This is a genomic window from Paenibacillus algicola (assembly GCF_005577435.1).
In the GTDB taxonomy this organism is placed as follows: domain Bacteria; phylum Bacillota; class Bacilli; order Paenibacillales; family Paenibacillaceae; genus Paenibacillus_AQ; species Paenibacillus_AQ algicola.
The window spans coordinates 1,803,284-1,827,810 of record NZ_CP040396.1 but is presented as its reverse complement, the minus strand read 5'-3'; the positions used below and the strand labels follow the sequence as shown (position 1 = coordinate 1,827,810).

Here is a 24,527-nt window from a genome sequence, read left to right as displayed (position 1 = left end):
ATGCCGGGTCACCGCAGCACCGTGCCTGGCACAAGGCTTGTCCCACGGATGAACTGGGCTGCCTCCATTGCTTTTTTGCCGCTCGGCTGAACGGTTTCCAGACTAAGCACACCCCTGCCTGTCTGAACCTGGATGCCGCGGTCGTCAAGCTTCAGCACTGTGCCGGGCTCTACATCCCCAGCTCTGCCTTCTTCCGCTTCAACGCGGGCACTCCAGACCTTGAATACCGCTTCATCCCATAAAGTAAAAGCGCCCGAAAAGGGAACCAGACCCCGAATTTGATTAAAAATATCAAGCGCAGACCGGCTCCAGTCAATCTTCTCATCCTCGCGCTTCAGATTAGGAGCATAGGTCGCGTCTTCTTCGTTCTGCGGCTCTGCCTGAACCTTTCCGGCCGAAAGCGACGGAAGCTGTTCCTTCAACAGCTCTGCGCCAGCCTGGCTCAGCTTCTCAAACAGGGTGCCAGCAGTATCCTGCTCCAGTATTTGAACCTCTCTCTTGGCGATCATATCCCCGGTGTCCAGTCCTTCGGCCATGTACATCAGCGTAATGCCCGTCACCGTCTCCCCGTTGATAATACAGCGCTGAATCGGCGCGCCGCCCCGGTATTTCGGCAGCAAAGAGCCGTGCACGTTCAGACAGCCCAGACGCGGCAGCTCCAGCACCTCCTTGGGCAGGATCTGTCCATAGGCTGCTGTTATAATCATGTCCGGCTCGTACCGGGCTAATTCAGCTACGGCCTCCGGACTGCGCAGGCGCTGCGGCTGGAGCACGGGAATTCCGTGCGCCAGCGCCGCCTCCTTTACAGGGGTGGGCGTCAGCACCTTTTTCCTCCCCTGAGGTCGATCCGGCTGGGTGACGACCGCCACTACGGAATAGCCTTCCGCCAGCAGCATATTCAGGCTCGGAACAGCAAAGGCCGGGGTACCCATAAAAACAATCTTCATCGATTCTCCAGCTCCCTCCGGGGAGGCTGATTGGGATCGAATTCATAAACGCGCTCGGCAATATCCGTAAAGAGGACGCCATTCAAATGATCGATCTCATGCTGGAAAGCGCGGGAAAGCAAACCTGTTGCTGTCACGATCAGCTCCTTGCCTTCGCGGTCCAGTCCCTTAACCTTTACCTGCTCCGCCCGGCGAACATCTCCGTTCCAGCCGGGGATGCTGAGACAGCCTTCAGGTCCGAGCTGTTCTCCGTCACGCTCCAGAATTTCGGGATTGATCATCTTGATCAGCCCGTGCTCGTCACCGGCATCAACCACGATCAGCCGCTTCAAAATACCTACCTGCGGAGCAGCCAGGCCGACCCCGTCGGCATCATACATCGTATCTGCCATATCGTCCAGCAGCTTCTGAACGTTCGGGGTAATTTTGGTCACCTCTTTGGCGACCTTGTGCAGCACTTCATCCGGTTCTTTAACAATAATGCGAATGGCCATAACGACACCTTCCTCATGCTTTCTATAATTGTTGAATTCTTATATAGCAATGTATATGCAATATCACATTAACATTTGCGGATCCACATCAATACTGATCTGCAGGGTTTGATCGCGCGCAGCCTCCTGCAGCTCCTCCGCCACCTGGCGTACAAGCGATACGGCGTCCATGTTTCCACGCCATTTTATCATACATTGGAACCGGTATCTATTCTTGAGCCGGGGGATCGGGGATGCGACAGGCCCCAGCACATCCAGCGCTTCTGCTGAAAAGCGATCCAGGCTGCCAAACCAGCCGCGGCGGTCTGCCTTGTTCTTCAGATCACCGGCATAATTCTCCGCCGCCCGGACCAGCACCGTCAGCTGCTCATGGGATAAGGTGACGAGAATGAGCCGGCAGTATGGCGGATAGTGCAGCGCTTTGCGATGCTTCAGCTCATCTTTGACAAACGACAGGTAGTCATGGCCGCTGGCATGAATAATGGAATAATGGTCTGGCGTATAGGATTGAATAAACACCTCTCCCGGGAGGTGATGACGTCCCGCCCGGCCTGCTACCTGCGTCAGCAGCTGAAAGGTTTTTTCGGCCGCCCGGAAATCCGGAAGATTCAATGCCGAATCTGCCGTAATGACCCCGACCAGGGTGACATCCGGAAAATCCAGACCCTTCGCCACCATTTGGGTGCCTAGCAGCACATCCCCTTTTTTCTCCCGAAACTGCTTCAGCAGCTTCTCGTGAGAGCCCTTCTCGGTCGTGGTGTCCACGTCCATCCGAATGACGCGGATCCCGGGGAACAGCTTCGCAAGCTCTTCTTCTACCCGCTGGGTGCCTGTACCGAAATAACGGATATGCTCGCTGCCACAGTCAGGGCAGACCTCCGGCGCCGGGGCGGCATAGCCGCAATAGTGACAGCGGAGATTGTTGGCCTTCTGGTGATAGGTCAGTGAAATATCACACTCCCCGCACTGCGCAACATATCCGCAGCTGCGGCACATCACGAAGGTGGAGTAGCCGCGCCGGTTCAGCAGCAGCACACTCTGCTCCTGCCGTTCCAGCCGGGCGGCGAGCGCCTCATGCAGGGAGCGGCTGAACATGGAGCGGTTGCCATCCTTGAGCTCCTCCCGCATATCGACAATGCGGACCTCTGGCAGTCGGTTCCCCAGCGCGCGGGTGGGCATCTCCAGCAGCTCCGGCTCGAAATCCTCCTGGGACTTCGATCTCGCCGCGAAATAGCTTTCCAATGAAGGCGTAGCCGATCCCAGAATGACGGCAGCACCGGCCTGGGACGCCCGGCGAATCGCAACATCTCTGGCATGGTATTTGGGAGTTTCCTCCTGTTTATAAGAGGTTTCATGCTCTTCATCCATAATAATCAGTCCCAGGGATTGAAAAGGAGCAAAAACTGCCGAGCGGGCGCCAACGACGACCGAAGCGTGTCCTTCATTGATTTTGCGCCATTCATCATAACGTTCTCCCTGGGAGAGACGGCTGTGCATTACAGCCACCCGATCTCCGAACCGTCCCTTGAAGCGCTCCACCATTTGCGGGGTCAGTGAAATTTCAGGAACGAGCACGATTGCCTGCCGCTCCTGCTCTAGACAGCGCTGAATGGTCTGCAAATAGATTTCGGTCTTCCCGCTGCCTGTGACCCCGTGCAGCAGAAACACGCCATGATCTCTTGACTCCAGCTTCCTTACAATGCGGGAGTATACATGCTCCTGCTCAGCGGTCAGCGTAAGCGGCTCTGTAGGCTTGAAGCTTCTGCCTTTATAAGGGTCACGCTGCACTTCCATATCCTGTATGTTAATAAAGCCTTTGTCTGCCAGAGCCTTCACCGTTCCGGCGGTCACACCGACAGCTGTCAGCACCTCCTGCAGAGATAGAGGAAGAAAGGCCTCCATGTCCACAACATAGGAGAGGACCTCCTTCTGACGCTGCGCTTTGGAAGAAAAGCTCTCCAGAGCCTGCCTCGCTTCCGCAAGGCCGATGCTGAGAGAGACTGCCTTCATCGTTTTTTTCTGCAGCTTGTCCTTGATCTGCTGATATTCACGCAGCAGCCCCTGAGCCAGCAAGGCCTTGAGACTGGCCGAATCCTCGGGAAAAGCACGGTTCAGCTGCTCCAGCGACACCTCACCCCGCTGCTTGACGAAATCCAGCATACGCTGCTCCCCTTCCGTCTGCGGAGCCGCTGCGAATAGCACGCCATGCTGATGCTGCTCCTGCACCGAGCTCTCACCGGGATCGGCGAGAGCTACATACCGCTCCGCCTTTCCTTTCAGGGCCGTCGGCAGCATGGATTGCAGAACGGTAATCTGCCTGCAGGCATAGCGCTCCTTCATCCACACACTCAGCTCCACGAGCTCCCGGGACAATGGAGGGGAGAAGTCGAGCACCTCCCCAATCTCCTTGATCCGGGACGTCTCCACCTCCGATCTCAGATGCAGCGAGACCACGAACCCTTGAAGCGTCCGATTGCCAAACGGCACCCCGACCCGGCTGCCAACATCCACCCAAGGGCTCAGCCGCTTGGGGATCAAATAGTCAAAGGGCCGGTCTGTATCCTTGGACGGCACATCAACAATCACCTTGGCTACTTCCATGATTCCGCCTCCTTGACTGGAATCCTTTCCGCCGCAAGCAGAAGCAGCTGCACCGCAACCTCCTCCTTGGTCATGAATGGCAGGTCACGGACCAGTCCGTCCGCATTATAGATCTGCACCTTATTGCTATCGGCACCAAAGCCTGCCCCGGCTACGGTCACATCATTAGCAACGATAAGATCACACTGCTTGCGCCGCAGCTTGTCCAGTGCATGAGCTTCCACATGATCTGTTTCCGCCGCAAAGCCGATGAGCAGCTGGGAGGTCTTGCGTTGGCCCAGCGTTTCCAGAATATCGTCGGTCTTCACGAGTGTCAGGCTGAGCGTATCCCCATTCTTCTTAATCTTTACGGGGGCCTCCTGCTCCGGCCGGTAATCGGCCACGGCCGCAGCCTTGATGACAATGTCACTGTCCGTAAATTCCGACATGACCCTGTCGTACATGTCCTTCGCCGATTCCACGCGCTGCACGGTGACTCCCTCCGGCAGCGGCGCGTCAGTACGGGCAGCTATGAGTACAACCTCAGCCCCCATGTCACGAGCCGCTTTGGCGATAGCAAACCCCATTTTGCCGGAGGAGTCATTCGTAATATAGCGGACGGGATCGATCCGCTCTACCGTGCCGCCTGCCGTGACCAGCACTTTTTTGCCGGACAGGACGCCGCGGCCTGCTCTGACAGCCTCATGCCCCTGACCCTTGGCCACTCTTCTCTCAACAGCCCCGCTCTGTTGATCATCACGCTCCTCGAAAAAGCGCTCCACTACCTGTACGATGCTTTCGGGCTCCTCCATCCTGCCCTTCCCGACATAGCCGCAGGCCAGCAGCCCTTCGCCCGGCTCAATCATTCCCACGCCGCGGGATACCAGGGTATTCATGTTCGCGACGACCGCAGGGTGGGTGTACATATGCACGTTCATCGCGGGAGACACCATGATTGGCGCCGTCGTTGCCAGCAGAGTTGTTGTCAGCATATCATCACCTAGGCCAAGGGCCATTTTGGCGATGCTGTTAGCTGTGGCAGGCGCGATGAGCACCAGATCCGCTTTATCCGCAAGATCGATATGGGAGACGACCGAAGGATCTCTCTCATCAAACGTATCGCTGTAGACCGGGTTTTTGGAAAGCGACTGCAGGGTCAGCTCGGTAATGAACTGCTTGGCTGACTCTGTCATGATGACATGCACGTCCGCCCCCTTCTGAACCAGCTTGCTGCACAAGGCCGCCGCCTTGTACGCGGCAATGCCTCCCGTCACCCCAAGCACAATGACCTTACCTTTTAACATGCTGCACCCTCCCAGGCTTGTATTGAAACAACAAAGAAGCAACTGACATGCCGCCAAAGCTGCTTCTTCTCAAAAAAATAACAACCTTGCGGTTGTCACATTTTTGGATCATACCTATAAAGCTGTTGGGGAAGAATTAATCTTCGCCCTTCTCCACCCGAACCAGGTCTCCGTAAATTTCTTCAAGCGCCACACCAACATACTTGTGGGATTTCGGATTACTCAGCTCGGTAGTCTGTCCTTCACGAAGCTGGCGGGCACGGCGGGAAGCCGCGACAACGAGCGAGTATTTGCTGTCTACTTTGTTCATCATTTCATCAATGGAAGGATAAAGCATCGTTCCAACACCCCTGTTCTCTTGATTTCTATAAGCTGGCCGGACTGGCTAGGCTCTCACCTTACAATGCTCGGCAATAATGATAGATTCTATTCTCTTGCAGGCCTGATTGATCTCGTCATTCACTACGGCATAGTCATAGTGACGGATCAGGTCCAGCTCATCTACAGCGACAGACATGCGGTGATCGATGACGGCCTGGCTCTCGGTACCACGGCCGACAATCCGATCCTTCAGCTCATCCAGTGAAGGCGGAGTCAGGAAAATAAAGATGCCGTCAGGGAACTTCTCCTTCACCTTCAGCGCACCCTGAACCTCAATCTCAAGAATAATATCCTTGCCCTTCGCGAGGGTTTCTTCTACGAAATCACGCGGTGTACCGTAATAGTTGCCCACGTATTCCGCATATTCCAGAAGCTGGTCATGCTCAATCATAGAGAGAAACTGCTCCCGGTCCTTGAAAAAATAGTTCGTGCCATCCACCTCACCCAGCCTCGGCTGGCGTGTGGTGGCAGACACTGAATAGATCAATTCCGGCATGCGGGTGCGCAACGCGCTGCATACCGTACCCTTACCTACGCCGGACGGACCGGACAGTACAATTAACAATCCCTTTGTAGACATAATACTCCCCATCTTTATTCGTCGTTGTCATCATCTTTACTGGACAATCGGTGGGCCACCGTCTCCGGCTGTACGGCTGACAGGATGACATGATCGCTGTCCGTAATAATAACGGCTCTCGTACGGCGGCCGTATGTAGCATCAATCAGCATGTGGCGGTCTCTGGCTTCCTGAATAATTCTCTTGATCGGCGCGGACTCCGGACTCACGATAGAAATAATACGGTTGGCTGATACAATGTTTCCGAAGCCGATATTAATCAATTTGATGGCCATAATGCGATTGCTCCCCCTAACACTTGACTGCATTCTCCGGACAGGCCGGACTGGTTATTCTATATTGGCGGCTTGTTCGCGTATCTTCTCCAGCTCCGCCTTCAGTTCGACCACGTGCTGGGTCATAGCAAGGTGATTGGCCTTGGATCCGATCGTGTTCACTTCCCTGTTCATTTCCTGAATCAGAAAATCCAGCTTTCTGCCGATGGGACCGGCAGCTTGAAGAAGCTGCTCCGCCTGATCCAGGTGACTTCTCAGCCGGGTCAATTCCTCTTCTACGTTGGACTTCTCCGCAAACAGCGCCAATTCCATCCCGAAAGCAGCGGTTGGAAAAGCAGGCTCATCCTGTGTCAGGCTCTACAGGCGCTGCCGCAGACGGCCGCGATACTCCTCGGTTACCCGCGGAGCCAGAGCCTCCAGCTCGGAATGCAGGGCAGATATGCGATCCAGCCTGAGAAGGATATCCTCGGCGAGAAAGGCGCCTTCCTGACTTCTCATGGCGAGCAGCTCATCCAGCGCCAGGTTCAGGCCTTCACACAGCAGGTCGCGCCATTGCTCACGCTTCTCCTCGCTCGGCTGCTCAACGCCTGTCATCAGTACATCCGGCAGCGACAGCAGATCCTGCACAGTCAGCTTGCCTTCAGCGCCGTATGTACCCAGCTCTTCTGCCGCCTTCAGATAGGACTGCACCATGGCATGATTAAGCGCCGCCGTGGCCTGACCGGCGTCGCTCACTTTATTCATGTAAACATCAATCCGGCCGCGGTGTATACGGGACTGAATAACTCTCTTCAGCGCATCCTCGTGACAGGACCACTCCCGCGGCATCCGGTACAGCACCTCGCAGTACCGGTGATTGACAGATTTAACTTCGATCGTAATTCTGTATCCTTCAAACGCTACGGCCGACTGGCCGAATCCGGTCATGCTCAATGACATCGGAATCACATCCATTGATCTATTGTAATAGATAATCTTTAATGAGACAAGGGGGATAACGAACGCCCGGATAACTCCCAGACATATTGCGTAAGCTGCACGGTCATATCATAGAACATAAACGGGGTCATCAGATAAATGCCATTGAAATGCTCGACAGCCGTTGTCAGCAGCTCCATCGCAATCTGGACTCCCATCGCCCGGCCTTCCTCGCCCTCCAGGCCGGCCATCCGGCTCCGTACCTGCTCCGACAGCTGGATTCCCGGCACCTCATTGTGCAGGTACTCGGCATTCCGTCCGCTCGCAAGCGGCATCACTCCCACAAAAATCGGAATATCCAGATGCTTCGTCGCTTCCTTCATTCTTACAATTAATTCCGCATCATATACCGGCTGCGTCATAATGTAGTCTGCACCACTCGCAATTTTCTTCTCCAGACGCTGCACGGCCTTATCGAGATGCTTCACATTGGGATTGAAGGCCGCTCCGACAACAAAGCCGGCTTTCTGCTTCAACGGCTTGCCGGAGAAGGCAACCCCTTCATTGAGCTGCTTAATCATCCGGATGATCTCGAAGGAGGTCAGGTCATAGACAGAGCTTGCTCCTGGAAGATCGCCGAATTTGGCAGGATCTCCCGTCACGGCCAGCACATGATCAATGCCCAGTGCATCAAAGCCCATCATATGGGACTGGGTGCCGATCAGGTTGCGGTCCCGGCACGCGATATGAATCAGCGGTCGGAGTCCGACCTGCGACTGCACCAGGTGACCCAGCGCCATATTGCTCATCCGGGTCACAGCAAGCGAATTATCAGCCAGTGTCAGGGCATCCGCACCCGCACGCTTCAGCGCTTCCGCTCCCTTCATAAACTTGCTGATGTCCAGATCACGCGGCGGATCCAGCTCCACAATGACCGTATGACGTTCCCGAACCAGGTCAACAAGGGTCGGCTCGCCGCCCGGCTGCTTGGAAGCCGGCTCCTGCTTCTCTTGAATGACGATTCGCTCTTCCGCTTCCTCCAATACAGGCAGAGGCATCGGCTGATATCCTTGCAGCGCCGCTGATATTTGCGCAATATGCTCCGGTGTTGTACCGCAGCAGCCGCCAATCAGCCGGGCTCCCATGTCCGCAAACCGAAGCGCCATCTGCCCGAAATATTCAGGACTTGCGCCGTAGCGGTATTCCCCGTCCACATAATCCGCAATACCCGCGTTCGGATATACAGAGGCAGGCAGGCTTCGAACATGCTGCAGCGTTTCCAGTGCCCGGGCAAGACCGTTCGGTCCCGTCCGGCAGTTAAAGCCGAATACATCCGCACCGGCTTGCTTCACAATTCGAAAAGCGTCGGCCATCGTGTAGCCGTCCAGTGTCCGGGCAATGTCCTCGACCGCAAACTGGGCGATGACCGGCAGCTCGCTGTTTTTTCGGACCAGCGACAAGGCGATCAGCATTTCCTCTACATCATAAAAGGTTTCCAGCAGCAGGCCGTCTACTCCTTCCGTAAGCTGAGCATGAATCTGCTGCTCGAAATGCCGCTTCAGCTCCTCGGAAGAGATGTTGTTACGCTTGCCGCCGCGAATCGACCCTACAGCTCCGACAACATATCCCTGCGGTCCAGCCGCTTCCCGGGCAATGCGGACCCCGGCACGGTTAATCTCCTCGACCTTGCCCTCCAGCCCGTATTTGGACAGCTTGTCATAGTTGGCGGAGAACGTGTTGCTCTCCAGCACGTCCGATCCGGCCTTCATGTACTGCTTGTGCACATCCCTGATGACCTCCGGGGCTGTTAAATTCAGCTCCTCGTAGGAAATGCCGACCGGAAAGCCCTTTTGGTACAAAAAGGTTCCCATTGCCCCATCTCCGATCAGGACTTGATCGGCCATCGCTTTACGCAAATCCGGTTTCATTCCGTACGCTCCCCCCGCCAAACAATATTTTCAAATAAATGTATCATACTTGATATTCAAAGATAAAGAGACCAACATACGGTAAAGAGACAAAAAGAGGACCGTCGCCGGCCCTCTCCTGAATGTTAAACTAGTCGACATTCCCTTCAAATACAAACGCTGCAGGTCCTGTCATAAATACATGGTTGCTGTCCTCATCCCACTCAATGAACAGGTCGCCGCCCTTCAGGGATACCGTAGCTGCGCGGTCACTGGTCCCATTCAATACGGAGGAAACCAGTGTGGCGCAGGCTCCGGTCCCGCAGGCCAGTGTTGGACCGGCTCCGCGCTCCCAGACACGCATATCGATATAATCGCGGCGCTGAACGGTTGCAAACTCGACATTGATCTTCTTCGGGAACAGCGGGTGCGTCTCCAGCAGCGGCCCCCAGGTGCTCAGGTCGAAGCCGACCGCATCATCCACATAAATAACGCAATGCGGATTGCCCATGGATACCGCTGTAAAGCGGAACGCCTGACCGCCGACCTCGACCGGATGATGAATGACCGGATTGGCGTCTACTGTTGTCGGAACCTGAAGACCCTCCAGCACCGGCGCTCCCATATCGACGCGAACCGTCTTCACCTTGCCGTCTTCCAGCTGCAGCGTAAGCGGCTGCACACCGGCACCCAGCGTCTCGATCGTGATCTCTTCCTGCGAGATGTAGCCCTTGTCATACACATACTTGGCTACACAACGGATGGCATTGCCACACTGCTCGGCTTCGCTGCCGTCCGAGTTCATAATGCGCATCTTAAAATCTGCCACCTCGGAAGGCAGTATATATACAAGCCCGTCGGCTCCAATTCCAAAAAAACGGCTGCACAGCTCAATCGCACGCTCTGAAGCATCCGCAGGCAGTTCCTGTTCTCCATAAACTACAATAAAATCATTTCCAAGGCCATGCATCTTCGTAAATTCCATGTCTGTTATTTCTCCCTTCTACGGCTGCTTGTTCTCAGCATACCGCAGAAGGGACAGATGTGAAATTTACTTTATGCTGAAAGGTTTGCACTTTTCACCATGCTTCTGCGGCTCCGGTTCTTCCGGCCGCCCCAGACGCTGCCTGCTCCCATCAGGAAGGTCGGAATCCCTGCAGCCACAAGCGTGACCGCCCACTCCCGAAGGCCGAGAGGCACTGTCTTGAAGATCGGCTGCAGCATTTCAATATACATAACGCCGAGCAGCAGCAGGACGGAGGAGAGAACGGCAAGAACGAGATATTTGTTCTGCAGCGGGTTTCGGTGAAAGATGGAGCGCGAGCTCCGGCAATCAAATACATGAATGAGCTGCGCCATAACCAGGGTGGCGAAGGCCACCGACTGGGCTTTCGCCAGCTGTCCCGGAGAGTCAGGGGCATGGCTCAACGTGAGCCAGAAGGCGCCCAGTGTGCACAAGCCGATCAGAATACCTCGGCTGATAATCTTCCAGCCCAGCCGCCGGGCGAAGATGTTCTCCTTCGCGCCGCGCGGCTTGTGCTCCATCAGATCCTTCTCCGGCTGATCCACCCCGAGCGCCATGGCCGGCAGACCATCGGTCACGAGATTGACCCACAGAATCTGAATCGGCACCAGCGGCAGCGGCAGACCCATCATCATCGCAAAGAACATCGTCAGAATTTCGCCCACATTGGATGCCAGCAAGTATCTTATAAACTTACGGATGTTCTCATAGATGCTCCGCCCTTCCTCAATAGCGGCCACGATCGTCGAGAAGTTGTCGTCACTGAGCACCAGCGCCGACGCCTCCTTGGTCACATCCGTTCCGGTAATGCCCATGGAAATGCCAATGTCTGCCGCCTTGATCGCCGGAGCGTCGTTGACGCCGTCCCCGGTCATGGCTACCACATGTCCCTTGCGCTGCAGCGACTTAACAATCCGCAGCTTGTGCTCCGGCGAGACCCGCGCATAGACGTAGGTGTGGTCCACCTTCGCATCGAGCTCCTGATCGTCCATTCTTGACAGCTCTTGTCCCGTCATGGACAAGCCGCCGCGCGGGATGATCCCCAGCTGGGCAGCAATCGCTTCTGCTGTCGTCCGATGATCTCCCGTGATCATGACGGTCTTGATCCCGGCCCGGCGGCAGACAGCAATCGCATCTCGAACCTCTCGCCTTGGCGGATCGATCATGCCTGTCAGTCCGGCAAACACAAGCTGGCATTCCGCTTCCTTCTCGGTATCCGGCTTGTCATAAGACCGGAGATCCCGGTAAGCGAGGCCCAGCACGCGCAGCGCATCGCCAGCCATACCTTCGTTGGCTGCCAGCACCTTTTGCTTCAGGGTTCCGGTCAGCGGCACGACATTGCCATCCCACAATATATACGCACAGGCATCCAGCAGGACATCCGGCGCCCCCTTGGTGTAGATGAGCCTTCCGCCCTGATGACTGACCAGAACCGACATCAGCTTCCGCTCCGAATCGAAAGGAAATTCCCGTTCCCGCTGATACAGCCCGGAAAGAGTCGAGCTGCTCATGCCCATTTTGCTGGCGAGCGCCAGCAGCGCTCCCTCGGTTGGATCCCCCTTCAGCTCCCAGGTGGAATCGCTCTTTGCACCGCTGCCTCCGGCGTCTTTGGCTGCTTTCTTTTTCCCCCTGCTGTCTTCCGGCTTCACTTCCTGAATTTCAGCATTGTTGCACAATACGCTAATTTGAAGCAGCCGCCGCAGCGCCGGCTCCTTACTCAGCTCCACTGGCTTCGCGGCCTTCAGAATCTGTCCCTGCGGCTCATAGCCCTGGCCGGTGACCTCCATCATCCCGCCGCCGGTCCAGACACGGGTCACAGTCATTTTGTTCTGGGTGAGCGTGCCTGTCTTGTCAGAGCAGATGACGGAGGCGCAGCCGAGGGTTTCGACCGAAGGCAGCTTCCGCACGATCGCCTTGCGCTTGATCATCCGCTGGACCCCTAGCGCCAGCGCGATCGTTACAATGGCTGGCAGCCCTTCCGGGATGGCAGCTACCGCCAGGCTGACCCCTGCCAGGAACATGCCGGCAGCCGGCTGTCCGTGCAAAATACCGGCCACGACCACCATAACCGTCAATGCCAGTGAAACACCAATCAATATTTTCCCCAGCTGCTCCAGGCGATGCTGCAGCGGAGTTGCCTGGGACTCGGTGCTCTGAATAAGATCGGCAATCTTCCCCATTTCGGTGTTCATGCCCGTGCAGATGACGATTCCTTTGGCGGTTCCGCGCGTGACCATTGTGCCCATGTAGCCGGTGTTTTTGCGGTCACCTAAAGGAACATCCTCCCCTTCAATCGGCTCGGCATGCTTATTCACCGGCAGGGATTCCCCGGTCAGCGCCGACTCCTCGACACTGCAGCTGCTGCTTTCCAGCCACCGGACGTCTGCAGGAATGCGGTCGCCGCTCTCCACCAGGATCATATCCCCGGGCACCAGCAGCTTTGCCGCAATATGCACGACTTTTCCGTCTCGGATCACCTTCGCTCCCGGCGCGGACAGCTGCTTCAAGGCGCGCAGCGAACGCTCCGCCCGGAATTCCTGCACAAACCCAAGGACGGCATTGATCATAATGATTGCGACAATCGTTACCGCATCCAAGTACTCCCCGAGCATTCCCGACACGAGAGTGGCTCCTAGCAGCACCAGCACCATAAAATCCTTGAACTGGTTCAGAAACAGCGTGAACGGAGAGATTTTCACTCCCTCCGACAGCTCGTTAAAGCCGCTTTCCTTCCGCCGCTGCTCTACTTCCTCCTCGGTAAGGCCCTGCTGCGGATGAACCTGCATCATCTGCTGCAGCTCGCTCGTATCCATCTGGTGCCATTGCTTTTGTTCCATGCTTCCTTTCCCTCCCGGTTGTTACACATTTCCGGCGGACGACAGCTTTTCCACCTTTCTTCTGAAATGTATTCGGACAGGTCTGCAATTATCACCCGCCATTAGCTCTTAAGTTTTGGCCGGAAATTTTGTATCATAGAGAAGAACGCCGCCGGTGATGGCGACTTCAGAAGAGGAGAATACACTATGGCATTGGACGGTATCGTAACCCGGGCGATTGTGCAGGAGCTTCAAGGCTGCATCGGCGCCCGGATCAATAAAATATATCAGCCCGGGGAGAGAGACATCGTGCTGCACCTCCGGACACAACGCGGAAACGCCAAGCTTCTGCTGTCGGCGAACCCCACTTACCCGCGGGTGCATCTGACTCAGGAAACCTTTGTGAACCCGGTGGAGGCGCCCATGTTCTGCATGCTGATGCGCAAGCACTGTGAGAGCGGCACGATCGAGGAGATCAGTCAGATTGGCATGGAGCGCATCATCCACATCAAGATCAGGCAGCGCGATGAGCTGGGGGATGTGTCCAGCAAGGTCATTATCGTGGAGCTGATGGGAAGGCACAGCAATATTATATTGGCAGATCCGGCCTCGGGAAATATTCTGGACGGCATCCATCATGTAACCCCCGCGATCAGCAGCTACCGGATCATCATGCCCGGCTTCAGCTACACCGAGCCGCCGCAGCAGCATAAGCACCATCCCCTAGAGATCGGAGCAGACGCCTTTGCCTCTGCTTTCCGCGAGGCCCAGGAGGAGAATGTCACCTCCTGGATCGTTCAAGCCTTCAGTGGTTTCAGCCCGCTGGCCGCGCAGGAGGTTGTGCATCGTGCCGGCTTGCCGGCAGACGCCAAGCTGAATCGTGAGGACGGACAGGCTGAAGCGCTGTGGAACGCTTTTTCCGGGCTTGCAGCGTCCATTTCTCAGCACGACTACACCCCGGTTACCGGAGACAACGACAAGGGCAAGACGGTGTTCTCGGTCATTCCTCTAACCTTCCTGCCGGGAGCACTTCAGGAGTATGACAGCATCAGCAGCTGTCTGGAGGATTATTACGGGGAGAAAGCCCAGCGGGACGCGGTAAAGCAGAAGGTCAGCGACCTGCTGCGGTTTTTGCAGAATGAGCGGACGAAGAATATCAAGAAGCTGGATTATTTGAAAAAGGATCTGGAGGAAGCGCAGGATGCCGATCATTACCGGATTTCCGGAGAGCTTCTGTTTGCGAATCTGCATCAGCTGAGTAAGGGAGACAAGAAGGCTGAGCTGGTCAACTTCTACGATGAGGAGCAGAAGACAATCATGATTCCTCTGGACCCGCTGCTCTCTCCCTCAGACAATGCCCAGCGCTACTTCAAGAAATATAACAAGTACAAAAACAGCCTGGCGGTCATCGAGGAGCAAAGTGATAAAACCCATCAGGAAATCGCTTATCTTAACAGCCTGCTGCAGCAGCTGGCTCACGCCTCTCTCAACGACATTGACGAAATCCGGGAGGAGCTCATTCAGCAAGGTTATCTGAGAGACCGCGGACGCAAGGTCAAGAAGAAGAAAAAGAATGATAAGCCGACCCTGCACGTCTACACCTCCTCCGAGGGCATCGAGCTGTATGTCGGCAAAAACAATCTGCAGAACGAATATGTAACGAACCGGCTGGCGTCTTCCAACGACACCTGGCTGCACACAAAGGATATTCCGGGCTCGCATGTGGTCATCCGAAGCGACTCCTTCAGTGAGGACACACTGCAGGAAGCGGCTCAGCTGGCGGCTTACCACAGCCAGGCCAAAGAATCCAGCAGTGTTCCGGTCGATTATACTCTGATTCGGCACGTCCGCAAGCCCAATGGCTCCAAGCCGGGCTTCGTCATTTATGACCACCAGAAGACGCTGTTCGTAACGCCGGATGAGAAGCTGATCCGCAGCCTTCCGGTCACGATCAAGAATCAGCGAAGCTGAGCAGCCTTCCCACCAGTCTTGATACCAACCCTCAAAAAAAGCTGTGCCTGCACCGGGTATCCCCCGAAATCAGGCACAGCTTTTTTTACTGGAATGAGGCTCCGCCTCGACGGCACACAGCTTGAAGCTGATTAAGCACCGATACAGGAACCGTCTTAGAACCGAGGTCTCCGTGAAAGACAACCCCCTGGCGCTCCCCATGATAATCCGAGCCTCCCGTCAGAATGAGTCCTCTCTCCTCCCCCATCCGGCGGTACCGTTCTTCTTCCTGAGCACCATGGTCCGCATGATACACCTCGATCCCGTCAAACCCTCCTTCGGCAAGCAAAGCTTGAACAAGGGCGTCCTCCCCGTACAAGCCAGGATGCGCCAGCACGGCTGCTCCGCCTGCTTCCGTAATCCATGCACAGGCCTCTGCCGGTGTAATTCTAGGCTGGGGTGCATAGCCCGGCTTGCCCTGAGCCAGATAACGGTCAAAGGCGTCCCGCAGATCCTGTGCGTATCCTTTGGCCACTAATACATCCGCGATATGCGGCCGGCCAATGCTCTCATCAGGCTTCAGTTCACGGCCCAAGCCGGAAATGACCTCCTCCATCGTGATGCTCATGCCGAGGCTGTTCAGCCGGCGGATGATCATGTGGTTCCGCGCTTCGCGGGTATCCCTCAGCCGGCGAAGCCGCTCTCCCAGGAGCTCGTCGCGATGATTTATATAATAACCGAGCACGTGAATATCCTTGCCGCCGGCCTGGGTACTAATTTCTACGCCGGGAACGACAAGGATTCCGGTGGGCGCGGCCTCCAGCGCCTCCTGCACGCCTGCTACCGTATCGTGATCGGTAATGGCCACGGCGGCAAGACCCTTTTTCCTCGCGAGAGAAACTTGTTCTGACGGGCTGTTCATCCCATCCGAAGCGGTCGTGTGACTATGTAGATCACATGCTCCTTGGCGATCATGATGCTGCATCTCTCTTCACTCCCTTATGGTTCATTTATAGCATCAAATCGTGCGTTTTATCCAGCTTCATTGTACCGGACAAGCATCCCCAAGCACAAAAAAAGAGCATTCGCGCGGCTTCAGGCACGTCTGCTCTTATTTGCGTTTGCGGCTGTTCTTGACCAGGGTCATCCGGCGGGAATGACGCAGCCAGGAATAATACGACTTCAGATCCCGAAGCTCAATCGTTTCGGACATCCGGCCGAGAAAGGTAACGATAATCATCTGGTGCAGCGGATTTCCAATCAAATCCCGTTCATGCTCCAGCTCCGAGAATTCAGCCACCATGACAAGATCCTCATCGATCAAATAGACATCCTGCTCGTTCTTGTAATACGGCGTAATCCGGTTCTGCTTCAGGCATTCCCACATCCAGGCCCCGATCTCCTCCTGCTGTGCTCCTTCGGCCTTCAGCCGTTCCTCGTACCGCTGCCGTGCATGATGCGTGATGACAATATCCGCTATTTTCTTATCATTCAATGTGATATAGAAGGGCTCGTACGTACTCCAGCGCTCCGTGCCTTTATCTCTCATCCATGATCATCTCCCACCATATGGGTCTTTCTATCTATGTATATATACCCAACATATTACAACATTCCTCATATCCGCACAAGAAGATAAACTTTTTTAGATATGAATATATGTTTCAGGATTCAAAAAAAGCGGCCGTATCGGCCGCTTCACCCTGCTCACCTGCTTGCTTAGACCCCGTAAAACTGCGTTTTATCCGGTGTCTTGCTGCTATATTCCTTCTTGATCTCATTCCGGTACGAGCGCTCAATCTTGCGCACATAGGACAGCCGCCGAACGTTACGTGCCGTCTCCTCCGCACGGTCTGCATTGACGTACATGACGACATACTGCATGCGGCGGGAAATATAATGAACGCTCCCATACTTCTCCAGATTTCTAGCTGCTTTAATATCACTCACCCATATAATAAAGCCTGTTCGTTCCGCCAGCATGAATACCCATCGCCTCGCTCTCTTCAACTATTGTGCCGCTATTTATCCGCACTGACAGCCGCCACCGCTGCCACAGCCCTTCTTCGGCAGCGGATCGTTGCTCGGAACCTTGATGCTGTCTGATACGGAAAAGGCAATGGTCTCCGACATGCTGTGCAGCAGCTCATCCAGATTCTTCTCTGCCAGCTTAAATCGAGCAACCTCCTCAATTCCCTCCAGCTTCGCCTCCACCGCGCTGACCTGCTCCTTCGCTTCATGATAATTCGGATGGAAGTGCCCGAAGCGCTCCGTTTCCTCAAAAAGCTCCTTCTTCGCCTGAAGCTCCCTCACCAGTGCCTTCACATCCGGATGATTCTCCACAGCCTGCTTCCAATATAGATAGTCCGCCACTTCCACGGACGCATTAATCATATCACCCAATTGATAGGCGTAGGTGAGCACCTCGGCCATATCGACCGTGTTTAATTCCGATACGCTCATGAACTCATCCCACTTCTGTTATAGATTTACCGGCTTCAAGTAAAGCCGGCTCCTATTATCATAGCATATCAGGCGCTTCTTAAGAAGGGGAAATGCACCGCAGCCCAAAGATTCAAGCACCGCTGAAAAGCCGCTTGGCAGCCTGCTTCATCCTCAAGAGATGTATCGTTCTGCTGCATTACTCGCATGAGAGGGGCAGTAAAATACGCAATCTCGGCCAGTCCTCCGCCCCAAGCACGACACGCCGGGGCGCAGCCGATTCCTGTTCGTATAGCAGGCCCGTCATTTTCCACGGCGCAGGCTCGTGCTGCAGCGGTATGAACCGGACCACGCTTTCTGCTGCCCCTAGCTCCAGCGCCATACGCCAGCCCAGCGCCGTCTCCATAAGCTTCTCCGCCGTGGATCTATGGTATGACCGCAGCTCGCGGGTCCAGGAACGGGGGATGTCTTTGAGACCCGGAAAGAGGGCATCGGCATAAGGAACATTGAAATCCGGCTCCAATCTCTCCACAAGGTGGTCGTGGTGAATGAGGCCCTTCTGCAGAGCAAAACCGCGGGTATGTAAATTCTTCGTGATCCCAGCTTGCTCCGGCGCTGCACTCTGCCCTGCAGCTTCTGAACAGTGCAGCTTCTCTCGGTCTGCACTGGATTCAGGGGATGCCGCGACGTCTGATTGTCCCCATAGCTGCACAGCATCCGCCACTGACTCTGGAATGCCCGATAAGGAATAGCGCATAAGACCGTTCAGCATCTCCCCGGCAGAATAGCCTTGACGCGCTGCAGCCTGCAGAGATTCCCGGGTCAGCCGGTATGTGGTGATCCGGTCCTCCGACAGCCGTTCGGCGCAGCGCGCGACATCCCAATGCACAGACAACGGCGCATCGGGCAGCACAAGAATGTCCCCATCCGGCTGAACATACAGACATGGCTGGATGGAAAGCGAGCTTTCGTCGATCGGGCCTCGGGGCGGCGACAGTAAAGCGTGACCAGGCAGCCGCAAGGAAAGCCATGGTCTTCCCTGCTCGCATTGCCCTATATCCGCCCAGCCGGCTGCGGCCATAAAATTCATCCACGCCTGGGCTCCGGCTGTAACCGACTCCATGGCTGCAGGCTTAGCCTGGAAGCCCGCAATGGACGCCACCAGCACATCTCCCTTTATCCAGGCATGAGGTGAGAGCTTTCTACAACAAAGCAGCCTTCTGAAATGCTGAAGAGGCACGGATGGTGCACCGTACCGATTCAGCACCTGCTGAAAAATCAGGGCATGCATACTTTCCTCCGGCAAGGCGAGCCAGGCGCGAACGGCTTTAGAATCCAGTCTGAGGCTTCCCGCCTGTTCCCGCACAAGGCCGAGTGTGAGCAGCAAATCGAGCAGCACCGCGGCCACAGGCGGATACAAGTCTGGATGCTGATCAGACACGCCAAGGGCATAAACATGCTCCGGCTGCAAGCCCGTCTTCAGTCTGTTCAGCTTTTGCAGCTGCCTTTTGTGAATCGTACCCCTGGCGGTCAGCTCGAGACCTCCCTCCTGGTGCAGAAAGAGCAGCGCCTGCAGCACGTCCCGGGGGAGTCCCGGAGCAGCCTCCTGCTTCAAGGCAGGCTCTGCAGCCGCATAAATTTCAGGGGGCAGCTCATAGAACTGCTCCTGAAGCGCTGCAAGATGATTTTCGGGGATGTAGAACCAGCGCTCTCCCCATGCTTTTGGAGCCGATTGAAGCTCGCCGCTACGCACGAGCCCAGTTACAGCAGCCAGCACCTCCGCTCCGCTAAGCGGCGGCACGGACAAGGCCGACAGCTCGGCATCATCAAACGGCTGTCCGGCAAAGCACTGCCACACCCGGGTAAGCACCTGAGTCTCAGCTTCTTGCAGCACGGGTCTTGTTGTATGGGGAAGTTCATCTCGGTTCATATGAGCCCCCCCTCCTCTCGAGCGTTCCATTGCACATCCGCACCGCAGAGAGCATCCCCGTTCTGCGTTACGTATTCATATCCTTGTTCGATCAGAAACATTCGCCGGCGAATTGCAAACTCTTCTTCCCGGCTGTCCTTCGTCACCAGATGGTAGAAGGAGGCGCGGGCGCCGTTTTTTTTGGGACGCAAAATTCTCCCCAGTCGCTGCGCCTCCTCCTGCCGTGAGCCGTAGCTGCCAGACACCTCCAAAGCGACCGAGGCATCCGGCAGGTCCACCGCAAAATTCGCCACCTTGGATACGGCCAGTACCGGTATAGAGCCCTCTCGAAAGGCGTCATACAGCCGTTCTCGTTCCGCCCGATTCGTGCTCCCGGTGATCAAGGGAACGTTCAGCGCCTCTGCCATGCTCTGAAGCTGCTTCACATATTGACCGATAATTAACATCTGCTCCCCGGCATGACGGGATAGCAGTCTCTTCGCTGCAGCTGTCTTGGCCGGATTTTCGGAGGCCAGCCTGTACTGCTCTCTTTTTCCAGCCCTATAGTAGGCAGGCTTGAGAGAATCCGGCAGCGACACCTTCAGCTCTACGCAATCCGCCGAAGCAATCCAGCCCTTCTCCTCCAGCCTTTTCCAGGGCATTACATATCGCTTGGGGCCGATGAGCGAAAAGACATCCTGCTCTCTTCCATCCTCACGAATCAGCGTAGCAGTCAATCCAAGGCGGCGTGTAGCCTGAATGTCGGCAGCAGCGCGGAATACCGGAGCCGGAAGCAAATGCACCTCGTCATAAATAATCAATCCCCAGCTGCGCTCGCTGAACAGATTGACAGGCTGAGGCGCCTCTGCTCCCTTGCGGTGCGTCAGCATGTGATAAGTCGCCACCGTAACCGGCCCTACCTTTTTCCGCTGTCCGGTGTACTCGCCAATCTCCTCCTGCTGAAGCGTTGTCCGGGTCACCAGCTCGTTGATCCACTGGGCTACCGATGTAGAGCTGGAGGTCAGAATTAGCGTCTCGCACTGCAGCTCCATCATGGCACCAAGACCGATCACGGTCTTTCCGGCGCCGCAGGGCAGCACCAACACCCCGCTGCCCCCTGTACCGCCGCCGTTCATAAAGGCACTGACTGCAGCACGCTGATATTCCCGCAGCTGAAAGCCTTCTCCCGTGCAGGAGGGGGACCATTCCAGTCCGAGATGCTGTCCGTCCTCATACCCGGCAAGGTCCAGTACAGGATAGCCGGCGCGAGTCAGCTCCTGCTTCAGCATCCCGCGACGGTGCGATGGAATTTCCACACTCAGTCCGGCTGCGAACACAGCCCCTGCTTCTTTCAGGCATGGCAAGGCACTTATCGCCTCTTCCGTCTGGATATCCTCCAGCGACAGAAGCAGCCAGCTTGTCTTCTGTGGATGACAGGTCAGCCTCAGCTTGCCGAATCTCGACATCAGCTCCTGGATTTCCCCCTGTACGGCGGACGGCACTTCCCAGCGGGAAAGCGGGACCAGGCTCGAAATGACCGCAGCGGGACACCATCCGGCGGCGGCAGCATTCCACAGCGATAGCGGCGTGATCTGGTAGGTATGAAAAGAAGCCGGGCTCTTCACCAGCTCGCAATAGTGCGACAGTGTGGACTGCGCTTTCTCAAAATCCGGGTGGCCCACCTCCAGCAAAATAGTGCGGTTGCGCTGCACGATACAAGGTCCGGTCTGTGAGGCCGTTTTGTTCGTATTCATAGAATCGCTATGCATGGACGAAGTCTCCTTTCACAAAAAAAGAAGCTCAAGCTCAAATACTCACGAGCTTGAACTTCCCCTAAGCTTAGAATGACCTGATCTCCACGCTTTCATGCATGCTTAATTGGCGCTGCCTTCGGTTCCTTCATGTTCATCCTGATAGGCTTCTGTCATCTGGATGAGCAGCTTCAGGCCCAGAAGCATGGCATCCTCATCAAAATCAAACCTTGGATGATGATGCGGATAGACCGCTCCTTTCGCTTCATTGCCTGCACCGACAAACATAAAGCAGCCTGGAATCTGCTGCAAATAATAAGCGAAATCCTCCGCCGGCATAATCGGCGGTGTCAGCAGCACCTGCTCTCCCCCAAACACCTGAGGAGCGGTCTTAAAGAAGCGCTGGGTTTCCAGCTCATCATTAATAACTGCCGGGTACCCGATGAGGTAGTCAATAACTGCGGTTGTATCGCTGCTGTCAGCAACAGCATGGGCAATTCTCTCAATACGGCTTCGAATAAGCAGGCGAGTCTCCTCATCAAAGGTCCGCACTGTCCCCGTAATCCGGCAGCGGTCAGCGACAACATTTTGCGCCGAGCCGCCCTGGATGGTGCCTATCGTCACGACTGCAGGCTGCAAGGGGTCCACGGACCGGCTCACAATGCTCTGCAGCTGGGTGACGAGCGTTGCCCCGGCCAGCACGGCATCTGCAGTCACATGTGGCATCCCTCCGTGGCCGCCCCGGCCCACCATATCAATGAAGAATTCATCCGCAGCGGCCATAAGCGGACCTGCGGCGCTTGAGGCCATGCCGACCGGCAGCGGCGTCCACAAGTGCAGGCCATAAATCACATCGGCTCCCTTTAGTGCACCGGCCTCGATCATGCCCAGCGCACCGCCGGGGCATACTTCTTCTGCCGGCTGGAACAGAAACCGTATCTCTCCGCGAACCTGGTCCTCCATCGATTTAAAATAAGCTGCAGCCGCCAGCAGCATGGACGTATGCCCATCATGGCCGCAGGCATGCATAACCCCCTCCACAGCGGATTTATATTGACATTCCTTTTCATCCTGGATGGGAAGAGCGTCCATATCCGCGCGCAGCACGATGGTGCGGCCGGGCCTGCCACCCTTCAGCACAGCCATCACACCATGTCCGCCCATCCCGGTGCGGGGCTCATAGCCCAGCGCTTCCAGGACAGAAGCTACGAATTGTGCCGTTTTCTCCTCCTGATAGGATACCTCGGGAAACCTATGTAAATATCGGCGCCATTCCACCATCCGCGGAAACAGCGCTTCAGCCTGTTCAGTTCTGATCATTGACAACCACCCTTTCCCCAAGTGTGCTTTTTCGTCCGGCCATTCAGGCCTTCAACGCCTTGCTGTGCATAGAGGAATTGCCTAACGCTGCCGCCCTTAAGTTCATGAACCCTGGGGCCGCATCTTTCTTTGTTAACCATTGTAGCAGAAACCGGGAAGGCCATGCACTTTAAATTGAAGTCGATTCACGGCTCCCCTGGTGACTTTCAGACCTTCGTTTAAGCAGAAAGAAAGACATTTTCGCGCGGCTGGCAGGCTTGCACAAGTGCCGGAAACATACTATCATATTTAAAGACCTTTGTAGGGACTAATTAAGGGGGTTTACAGACGCCATGATTTTCAAAGATACGGGCCTCGACGGCTTGAAGAGTGATTTGGCCTACATGGATGAGAGCGCAGAGAAAGTCGGCTTTATCCGCTGGCAGTGGGAATACTACCGTGCTACATATGATTTCAAAATTGAGGACAGAAAGAACGAAACGGACTACTATCTCCGCATTAATACGCGCGCGATTGAAGGCAAGCTGGAGAAGCCGGATACCGTGCTTCAAATTGAAGCCGTTTACCTGGGCAAGGCTACCTTCCCGCACGGTCTGGAATATGATTCCGCACCTCCTTCAGCCGTGCTGAACATTGCGAACGGAAAGCTGCAGCAGCTCAAGACGCTTCTGGAAGCGTAACGCGATTATTGTATGACTACGCCCAAACCGCAGCCAAAGAGAGGGACGCCGGATTTTCAGCTGTTGATCCTTACCTTGCTGCTGGTGGGATTCGGTTTAATCATGGTGTTCAGCTCCAGCGCAAGCCTTGCTGTCGTTAGCGAAAGGTTCAGCTATGACGCCCTGTATTTTACAAAGCGCCAGCTTGTATTTGCAGCTCTGGGCACCTTCGTCATGCTGATTGCCATGAACATTTCTTACAAGAAATATCGGATATTATTTTTTCCTATGTTCTTTCTGACGCTGATTCTGCTTATACTGGTCATCGTGATCGGCCGCACGACGAACGGTGCATCCAGCTGGTTTAATCTCGGAAATTTAGGGATCCAGCCTACAGAGCTCGCCAAGATTGCCACAATCGGATATTTAGCTGCTCTCATTACCAAGAAGGGGGAGCGCATCCGGCAGTGGAAGGGCGGTTTTTTTCCCGTACTGATTATTGTCGGGGTTGTGGCCGGCTTGATTATGCTGCAGCCGGATCTGGGCTCCACTTTTATTCTGGTCGCCACCTGCGGACTTATTATTTATGCCGGAGGCGCGAGCCTGAAGCATATTACAGCCTGTATTTCGCTGGTTGCTCTGGGACTTGCGCTGACAATCGGGGTTGGCTCTTTGATCAATGCCATCTCGGGCGGACAATCCCAAGCGGACGGCAACTACAAGGTGGGCCGGATTGAAGCATTTCTGAATCCGTTTCAGGACCAATCCGGGGTCGGCTACAATCTGGTGCAGTCCCTGATTGCCATTGGCCAGGGCGGCGTAACGGGAGCCGGCTACGGCGAAGGCGTCCAGAAGCTGCACTACCTGCCTAACCCGTACAACGACTTTATTTTTTCAGTCATCGGGGAAGAGTTCGGCTTTATCGGAACGTCCTTGTTTCTCCTTCTGTACCTGTATTTCATCTGGAGAGGCATTATCGTCTCTCTTCGCTGTCCGGACCCGTTCGGGACATTGACGGGGATCGGTATTATGGGACTCATTGCGATTCAGGCCTTTGTCAATATTGGCGGAGTCACCAACACCATTCCTATTACGGGAGTCACGCTTCCGTTCGTCAGCTATGGCGGCTCTTCCCTGCTCGTGATGATGCTTTCTATCGGCATTGTACTCAGCATTTCCAGGGAAAGCACGCGTCCCGCGAAGGAAGAGCATGTCAAATCTGTACTCAAAAAAGACTACCGGTCTTCCCGGTAGTCTTTTCTTCGTTGCT

20 protein-coding genes and 1 pseudogene are annotated in these 24,527 nt (G+C 55.5%); 3 read left to right on the top strand and 18 right to left on the bottom strand.

What is annotated here, in order from left to right; translation table 11 throughout:
- Nucleotides 1-8: 8 nt before the first annotated feature.
- The 11 genes and pseudogenes from fmt to E6C60_RS08125 all read right to left on the bottom strand — a co-directional run bounded on the left by fmt (nucleotide 9) and on the right by E6C60_RS08125 (nucleotide 13,247).
- Entirely contained in the window at nucleotides 9-947 is a 939-nt protein-coding gene (gene fmt, locus E6C60_RS08175) for a methionyl-tRNA formyltransferase (protein WP_138225410.1), read from the bottom strand.
- A complete protein-coding gene (gene def / locus E6C60_RS08170) occupies nucleotides 944-1,441 on the bottom strand; it encodes a peptide deformylase (protein WP_138225409.1) in 498 nt (165 codons plus the stop codon). Before def ends, fmt begins: the two co-directional genes overlap by 4 nt.
- A 63-nt stretch (nucleotides 1,442-1,504) precedes the next feature.
- Nucleotides 1,505-4,042, bottom strand: a complete 2,538-nt coding sequence (priA, locus tag E6C60_RS08165; RefSeq protein WP_138225408.1) for a primosomal protein N' — start codon at nucleotides 4,040-4,042, stop codon at nucleotides 1,505-1,507.
- Nucleotides 4,033-5,325, bottom strand: coding sequence for a bifunctional phosphopantothenoylcysteine decarboxylase/phosphopantothenate--cysteine ligase CoaBC (gene coaBC / locus E6C60_RS08160; RefSeq protein WP_138225407.1), 1,293 nt, complete (start codon nucleotides 5,323-5,325; stop codon nucleotides 4,033-4,035). The genes priA and coaBC overlap by 10 nt, the downstream gene beginning before the upstream one ends.
- Nucleotides 5,326-5,461: 136 nt before the next feature.
- Nucleotides 5,462-5,662 (bottom strand): DNA-directed RNA polymerase subunit omega, encoded by a 201-nt coding sequence (rpoZ, locus tag E6C60_RS08155; RefSeq protein WP_138225406.1) that lies wholly within the window; start codon nucleotides 5,660-5,662, stop codon nucleotides 5,462-5,464.
- Between the two features lie 48 nt (nucleotides 5,663-5,710).
- Entirely contained in the window at nucleotides 5,711-6,286 is a 576-nt protein-coding gene (gene gmk / locus E6C60_RS08150) for a guanylate kinase (protein WP_138225405.1), read from the bottom strand.
- A gap of 14 nt (nucleotides 6,287-6,300) precedes the next feature.
- On the bottom strand, nucleotides 6,301-6,561 hold the full coding sequence (gene remA, locus E6C60_RS08145) for an extracellular matrix/biofilm regulator RemA (RefSeq protein ID WP_006209218.1): 261 nt from the start codon (nucleotides 6,559-6,561) through the stop codon (nucleotides 6,301-6,303).
- 54 nt (nucleotides 6,562-6,615) lie between these two features.
- Nucleotides 6,616-7,500, bottom strand: a pseudogene (locus tag E6C60_RS08140) (YicC/YloC family endoribonuclease).
- 38 nt (nucleotides 7,501-7,538) lie between these two features.
- On the bottom strand, nucleotides 7,539-9,407 hold the full coding sequence (locus E6C60_RS08135) for a bifunctional homocysteine S-methyltransferase/methylenetetrahydrofolate reductase (protein WP_138225404.1): 1,869 nt from the start codon (nucleotides 9,405-9,407) through the stop codon (nucleotides 7,539-7,541).
- Between the two features lie 130 nt (nucleotides 9,408-9,537).
- Nucleotides 9,538-10,371, bottom strand: coding sequence for a diaminopimelate epimerase (gene dapF / locus E6C60_RS08130; protein WP_138225403.1), 834 nt, complete (start codon nucleotides 10,369-10,371; stop codon nucleotides 9,538-9,540).
- Nucleotides 10,372-10,442: 71 nt separating this feature from the next.
- Nucleotides 10,443-13,247, bottom strand: coding sequence for a calcium-translocating P-type ATPase, SERCA-type (locus E6C60_RS08125; RefSeq protein ID WP_138225402.1), 2,805 nt, complete (start codon nucleotides 13,245-13,247; stop codon nucleotides 10,443-10,445).
- 186 nt (nucleotides 13,248-13,433) lie between these two features.
- On the opposite strand from E6C60_RS08125, the gene E6C60_RS08120 reads away from it, so the two are divergent.
- The gene (locus E6C60_RS08120; RefSeq protein ID WP_138225401.1) at nucleotides 13,434-15,197 is read left to right on the top strand and encodes an Rqc2 family fibronectin-binding protein; all 1,764 of its coding nucleotides are present in this window, start codon (nucleotides 13,434-13,436) and stop codon (nucleotides 15,195-15,197) included.
- 85 nt (nucleotides 15,198-15,282) lie between these two features.
- On the opposite strand, the gene E6C60_RS08115 is transcribed toward E6C60_RS08120, so the two are convergent.
- The 7 genes from E6C60_RS08115 to E6C60_RS08085 form a co-directional block, all read right to left on the bottom strand.
- Complete coding sequence (locus E6C60_RS08115) at nucleotides 15,283-16,161, bottom strand: PHP domain-containing protein (protein WP_138225400.1); 879 nt, start codon at nucleotides 16,159-16,161, stop codon at nucleotides 15,283-15,285.
- A 126-nt stretch (nucleotides 16,162-16,287) separates the two neighbouring features.
- Nucleotides 16,288-16,725, bottom strand: a complete 438-nt coding sequence (locus E6C60_RS08110; RefSeq protein WP_138225399.1) for a hypothetical protein — start codon at nucleotides 16,723-16,725, stop codon at nucleotides 16,288-16,290.
- 170 nt (nucleotides 16,726-16,895) lie between these two features.
- Nucleotides 16,896-17,159, bottom strand: coding sequence for a YlbG family protein (locus tag E6C60_RS08105; protein ID WP_138225398.1), 264 nt, complete (start codon nucleotides 17,157-17,159; stop codon nucleotides 16,896-16,898).
- A 42-nt stretch (nucleotides 17,160-17,201) separates the two neighbouring features.
- Nucleotides 17,202-17,639, bottom strand: a complete 438-nt coding sequence (locus E6C60_RS08100; RefSeq protein WP_138225397.1) for a YlbF/YmcA family competence regulator — start codon at nucleotides 17,637-17,639, stop codon at nucleotides 17,202-17,204.
- A 178-nt stretch (nucleotides 17,640-17,817) separates the two neighbouring features.
- Complete coding sequence (locus E6C60_RS08095; protein WP_175415247.1) at nucleotides 17,818-19,548, bottom strand: helicase-associated domain-containing protein; 1,731 nt, start codon at nucleotides 19,546-19,548, stop codon at nucleotides 17,818-17,820.
- Nucleotides 19,545-21,296: a DNA repair helicase XPB gene (locus tag E6C60_RS08090; RefSeq protein ID WP_233281176.1), complete on the bottom strand. Its 1,752-nt coding sequence runs from the start codon at nucleotides 21,294-21,296 to the stop codon at nucleotides 19,545-19,547. The genes E6C60_RS08095 and E6C60_RS08090 overlap by 4 nt, the downstream gene beginning before the upstream one ends.
- Nucleotides 21,297-21,401: 105 nt before the next feature.
- Nucleotides 21,402-22,598, bottom strand: coding sequence for a M20 family metallopeptidase (locus E6C60_RS08085; RefSeq protein ID WP_138225395.1), 1,197 nt, complete (start codon nucleotides 22,596-22,598; stop codon nucleotides 21,402-21,404).
- 332 nt (nucleotides 22,599-22,930) lie between these two features.
- Here E6C60_RS08085 and E6C60_RS08080 point away from each other — a divergent pair, with 332 nt between their 5' ends.
- Nucleotides 22,931-23,278: a YugN family protein gene (locus E6C60_RS08080; RefSeq protein WP_138225394.1), complete on the top strand. Its 348-nt coding sequence runs from the start codon at nucleotides 22,931-22,933 to the stop codon at nucleotides 23,276-23,278.
- A 12-nt stretch (nucleotides 23,279-23,290) separates the two neighbouring features.
- The gene (gene ftsW, locus E6C60_RS08075; protein ID WP_138225393.1) at nucleotides 23,291-24,511 is read left to right on the top strand and encodes a putative lipid II flippase FtsW; all 1,221 of its coding nucleotides are present in this window, start codon (nucleotides 23,291-23,293) and stop codon (nucleotides 24,509-24,511) included.
- The last annotated feature ends 16 nt before the right edge of the window (nucleotides 24,512-24,527 follow it).

Bases quoted from the DNA above. Each gene is read 5' to 3' on its own strand.
- def (WP_138225409.1), bottom strand. From the start codon at position 1,441: ATGGCCATTCGCATTATTGTTAAAGAACCGGATGAAGTGCTGCACAAG.
- E6C60_RS08120 (WP_138225401.1), top strand. From the start codon at position 13,434: ATGGCATTGGACGGTATCGTAACCCGGGCGATTGTGCAGGAGCTTCAA.
- E6C60_RS08125 (WP_138225402.1), bottom strand. From the start codon at position 13,247: ATGGAACAAAAGCAATGGCACCAGATGGATACGAGCGAGCTGCAGCAG.
- E6C60_RS08115 (WP_138225400.1), bottom strand. From the start codon at position 16,161: ATGCAGCATCATGATCGCCAAGGAGCATGTGATCTACATAGTCACACG.
- E6C60_RS08105 (WP_138225398.1), bottom strand. From the start codon at position 17,159: ATGCTGGCGGAACGAACAGGCTTTATTATATGGGTGAGTGATATTAAA.
- dapF (WP_138225403.1), bottom strand. From the start codon at position 10,371: ATGGAATTTACGAAGATGCATGGCCTTGGAAATGATTTTATTGTAGTT.
- E6C60_RS08110 (WP_138225399.1), bottom strand. From the start codon at position 16,725: ATGAGAGATAAAGGCACGGAGCGCTGGAGTACGTACGAGCCCTTCTAT.
- E6C60_RS08090 (WP_233281176.1), bottom strand. From the start codon at position 21,296: ATGCATAGCGATTCTATGAATACGAACAAAACGGCCTCACAGACCGGA.
- coaBC (WP_138225407.1), bottom strand. From the start codon at position 5,325: ATGTTAAAAGGTAAGGTCATTGTGCTTGGGGTGACGGGAGGCATTGCC.
- E6C60_RS08085 (WP_138225395.1), bottom strand. From the start codon at position 22,598: ATGATCAGAACTGAACAGGCTGAAGCGCTGTTTCCGCGGATGGTGGAA.
- E6C60_RS08135 (WP_138225404.1), bottom strand. From the start codon at position 9,407: ATGAAACCGGATTTGCGTAAAGCGATGGCCGATCAAGTCCTGATCGGA.
- E6C60_RS08100 (WP_138225397.1), bottom strand. From the start codon at position 17,639: ATGAGCGTATCGGAATTAAACACGGTCGATATGGCCGAGGTGCTCACC.
- gmk (WP_138225405.1), bottom strand. From the start codon at position 6,286: ATGTCTACAAAGGGATTGTTAATTGTACTGTCCGGTCCGTCCGGCGTA.
- ftsW (WP_138225393.1), top strand. From the start codon at position 23,291: ATGACTACGCCCAAACCGCAGCCAAAGAGAGGGACGCCGGATTTTCAG.
- fmt (WP_138225410.1), bottom strand. From the start codon at position 947: ATGAAGATTGTTTTTATGGGTACCCCGGCCTTTGCTGTTCCGAGCCTG.
- rpoZ (WP_138225406.1), bottom strand. From the start codon at position 5,662: ATGCTTTATCCTTCCATTGATGAAATGATGAACAAAGTAGACAGCAAA.
- E6C60_RS08095 (WP_175415247.1), bottom strand. From the start codon at position 19,548: ATGAACCGAGATGAACTTCCCCATACAACAAGACCCGTGCTGCAAGAA.
- remA (WP_006209218.1), bottom strand. From the start codon at position 6,561: ATGGCCATCAAATTGATTAATATCGGCTTCGGAAACATTGTATCAGCC.
- E6C60_RS08080 (WP_138225394.1), top strand. From the start codon at position 22,931: ATGATTTTCAAAGATACGGGCCTCGACGGCTTGAAGAGTGATTTGGCC.
- priA (WP_138225408.1), bottom strand. From the start codon at position 4,042: ATGGAAGTAGCCAAGGTGATTGTTGATGTGCCGTCCAAGGATACAGAC.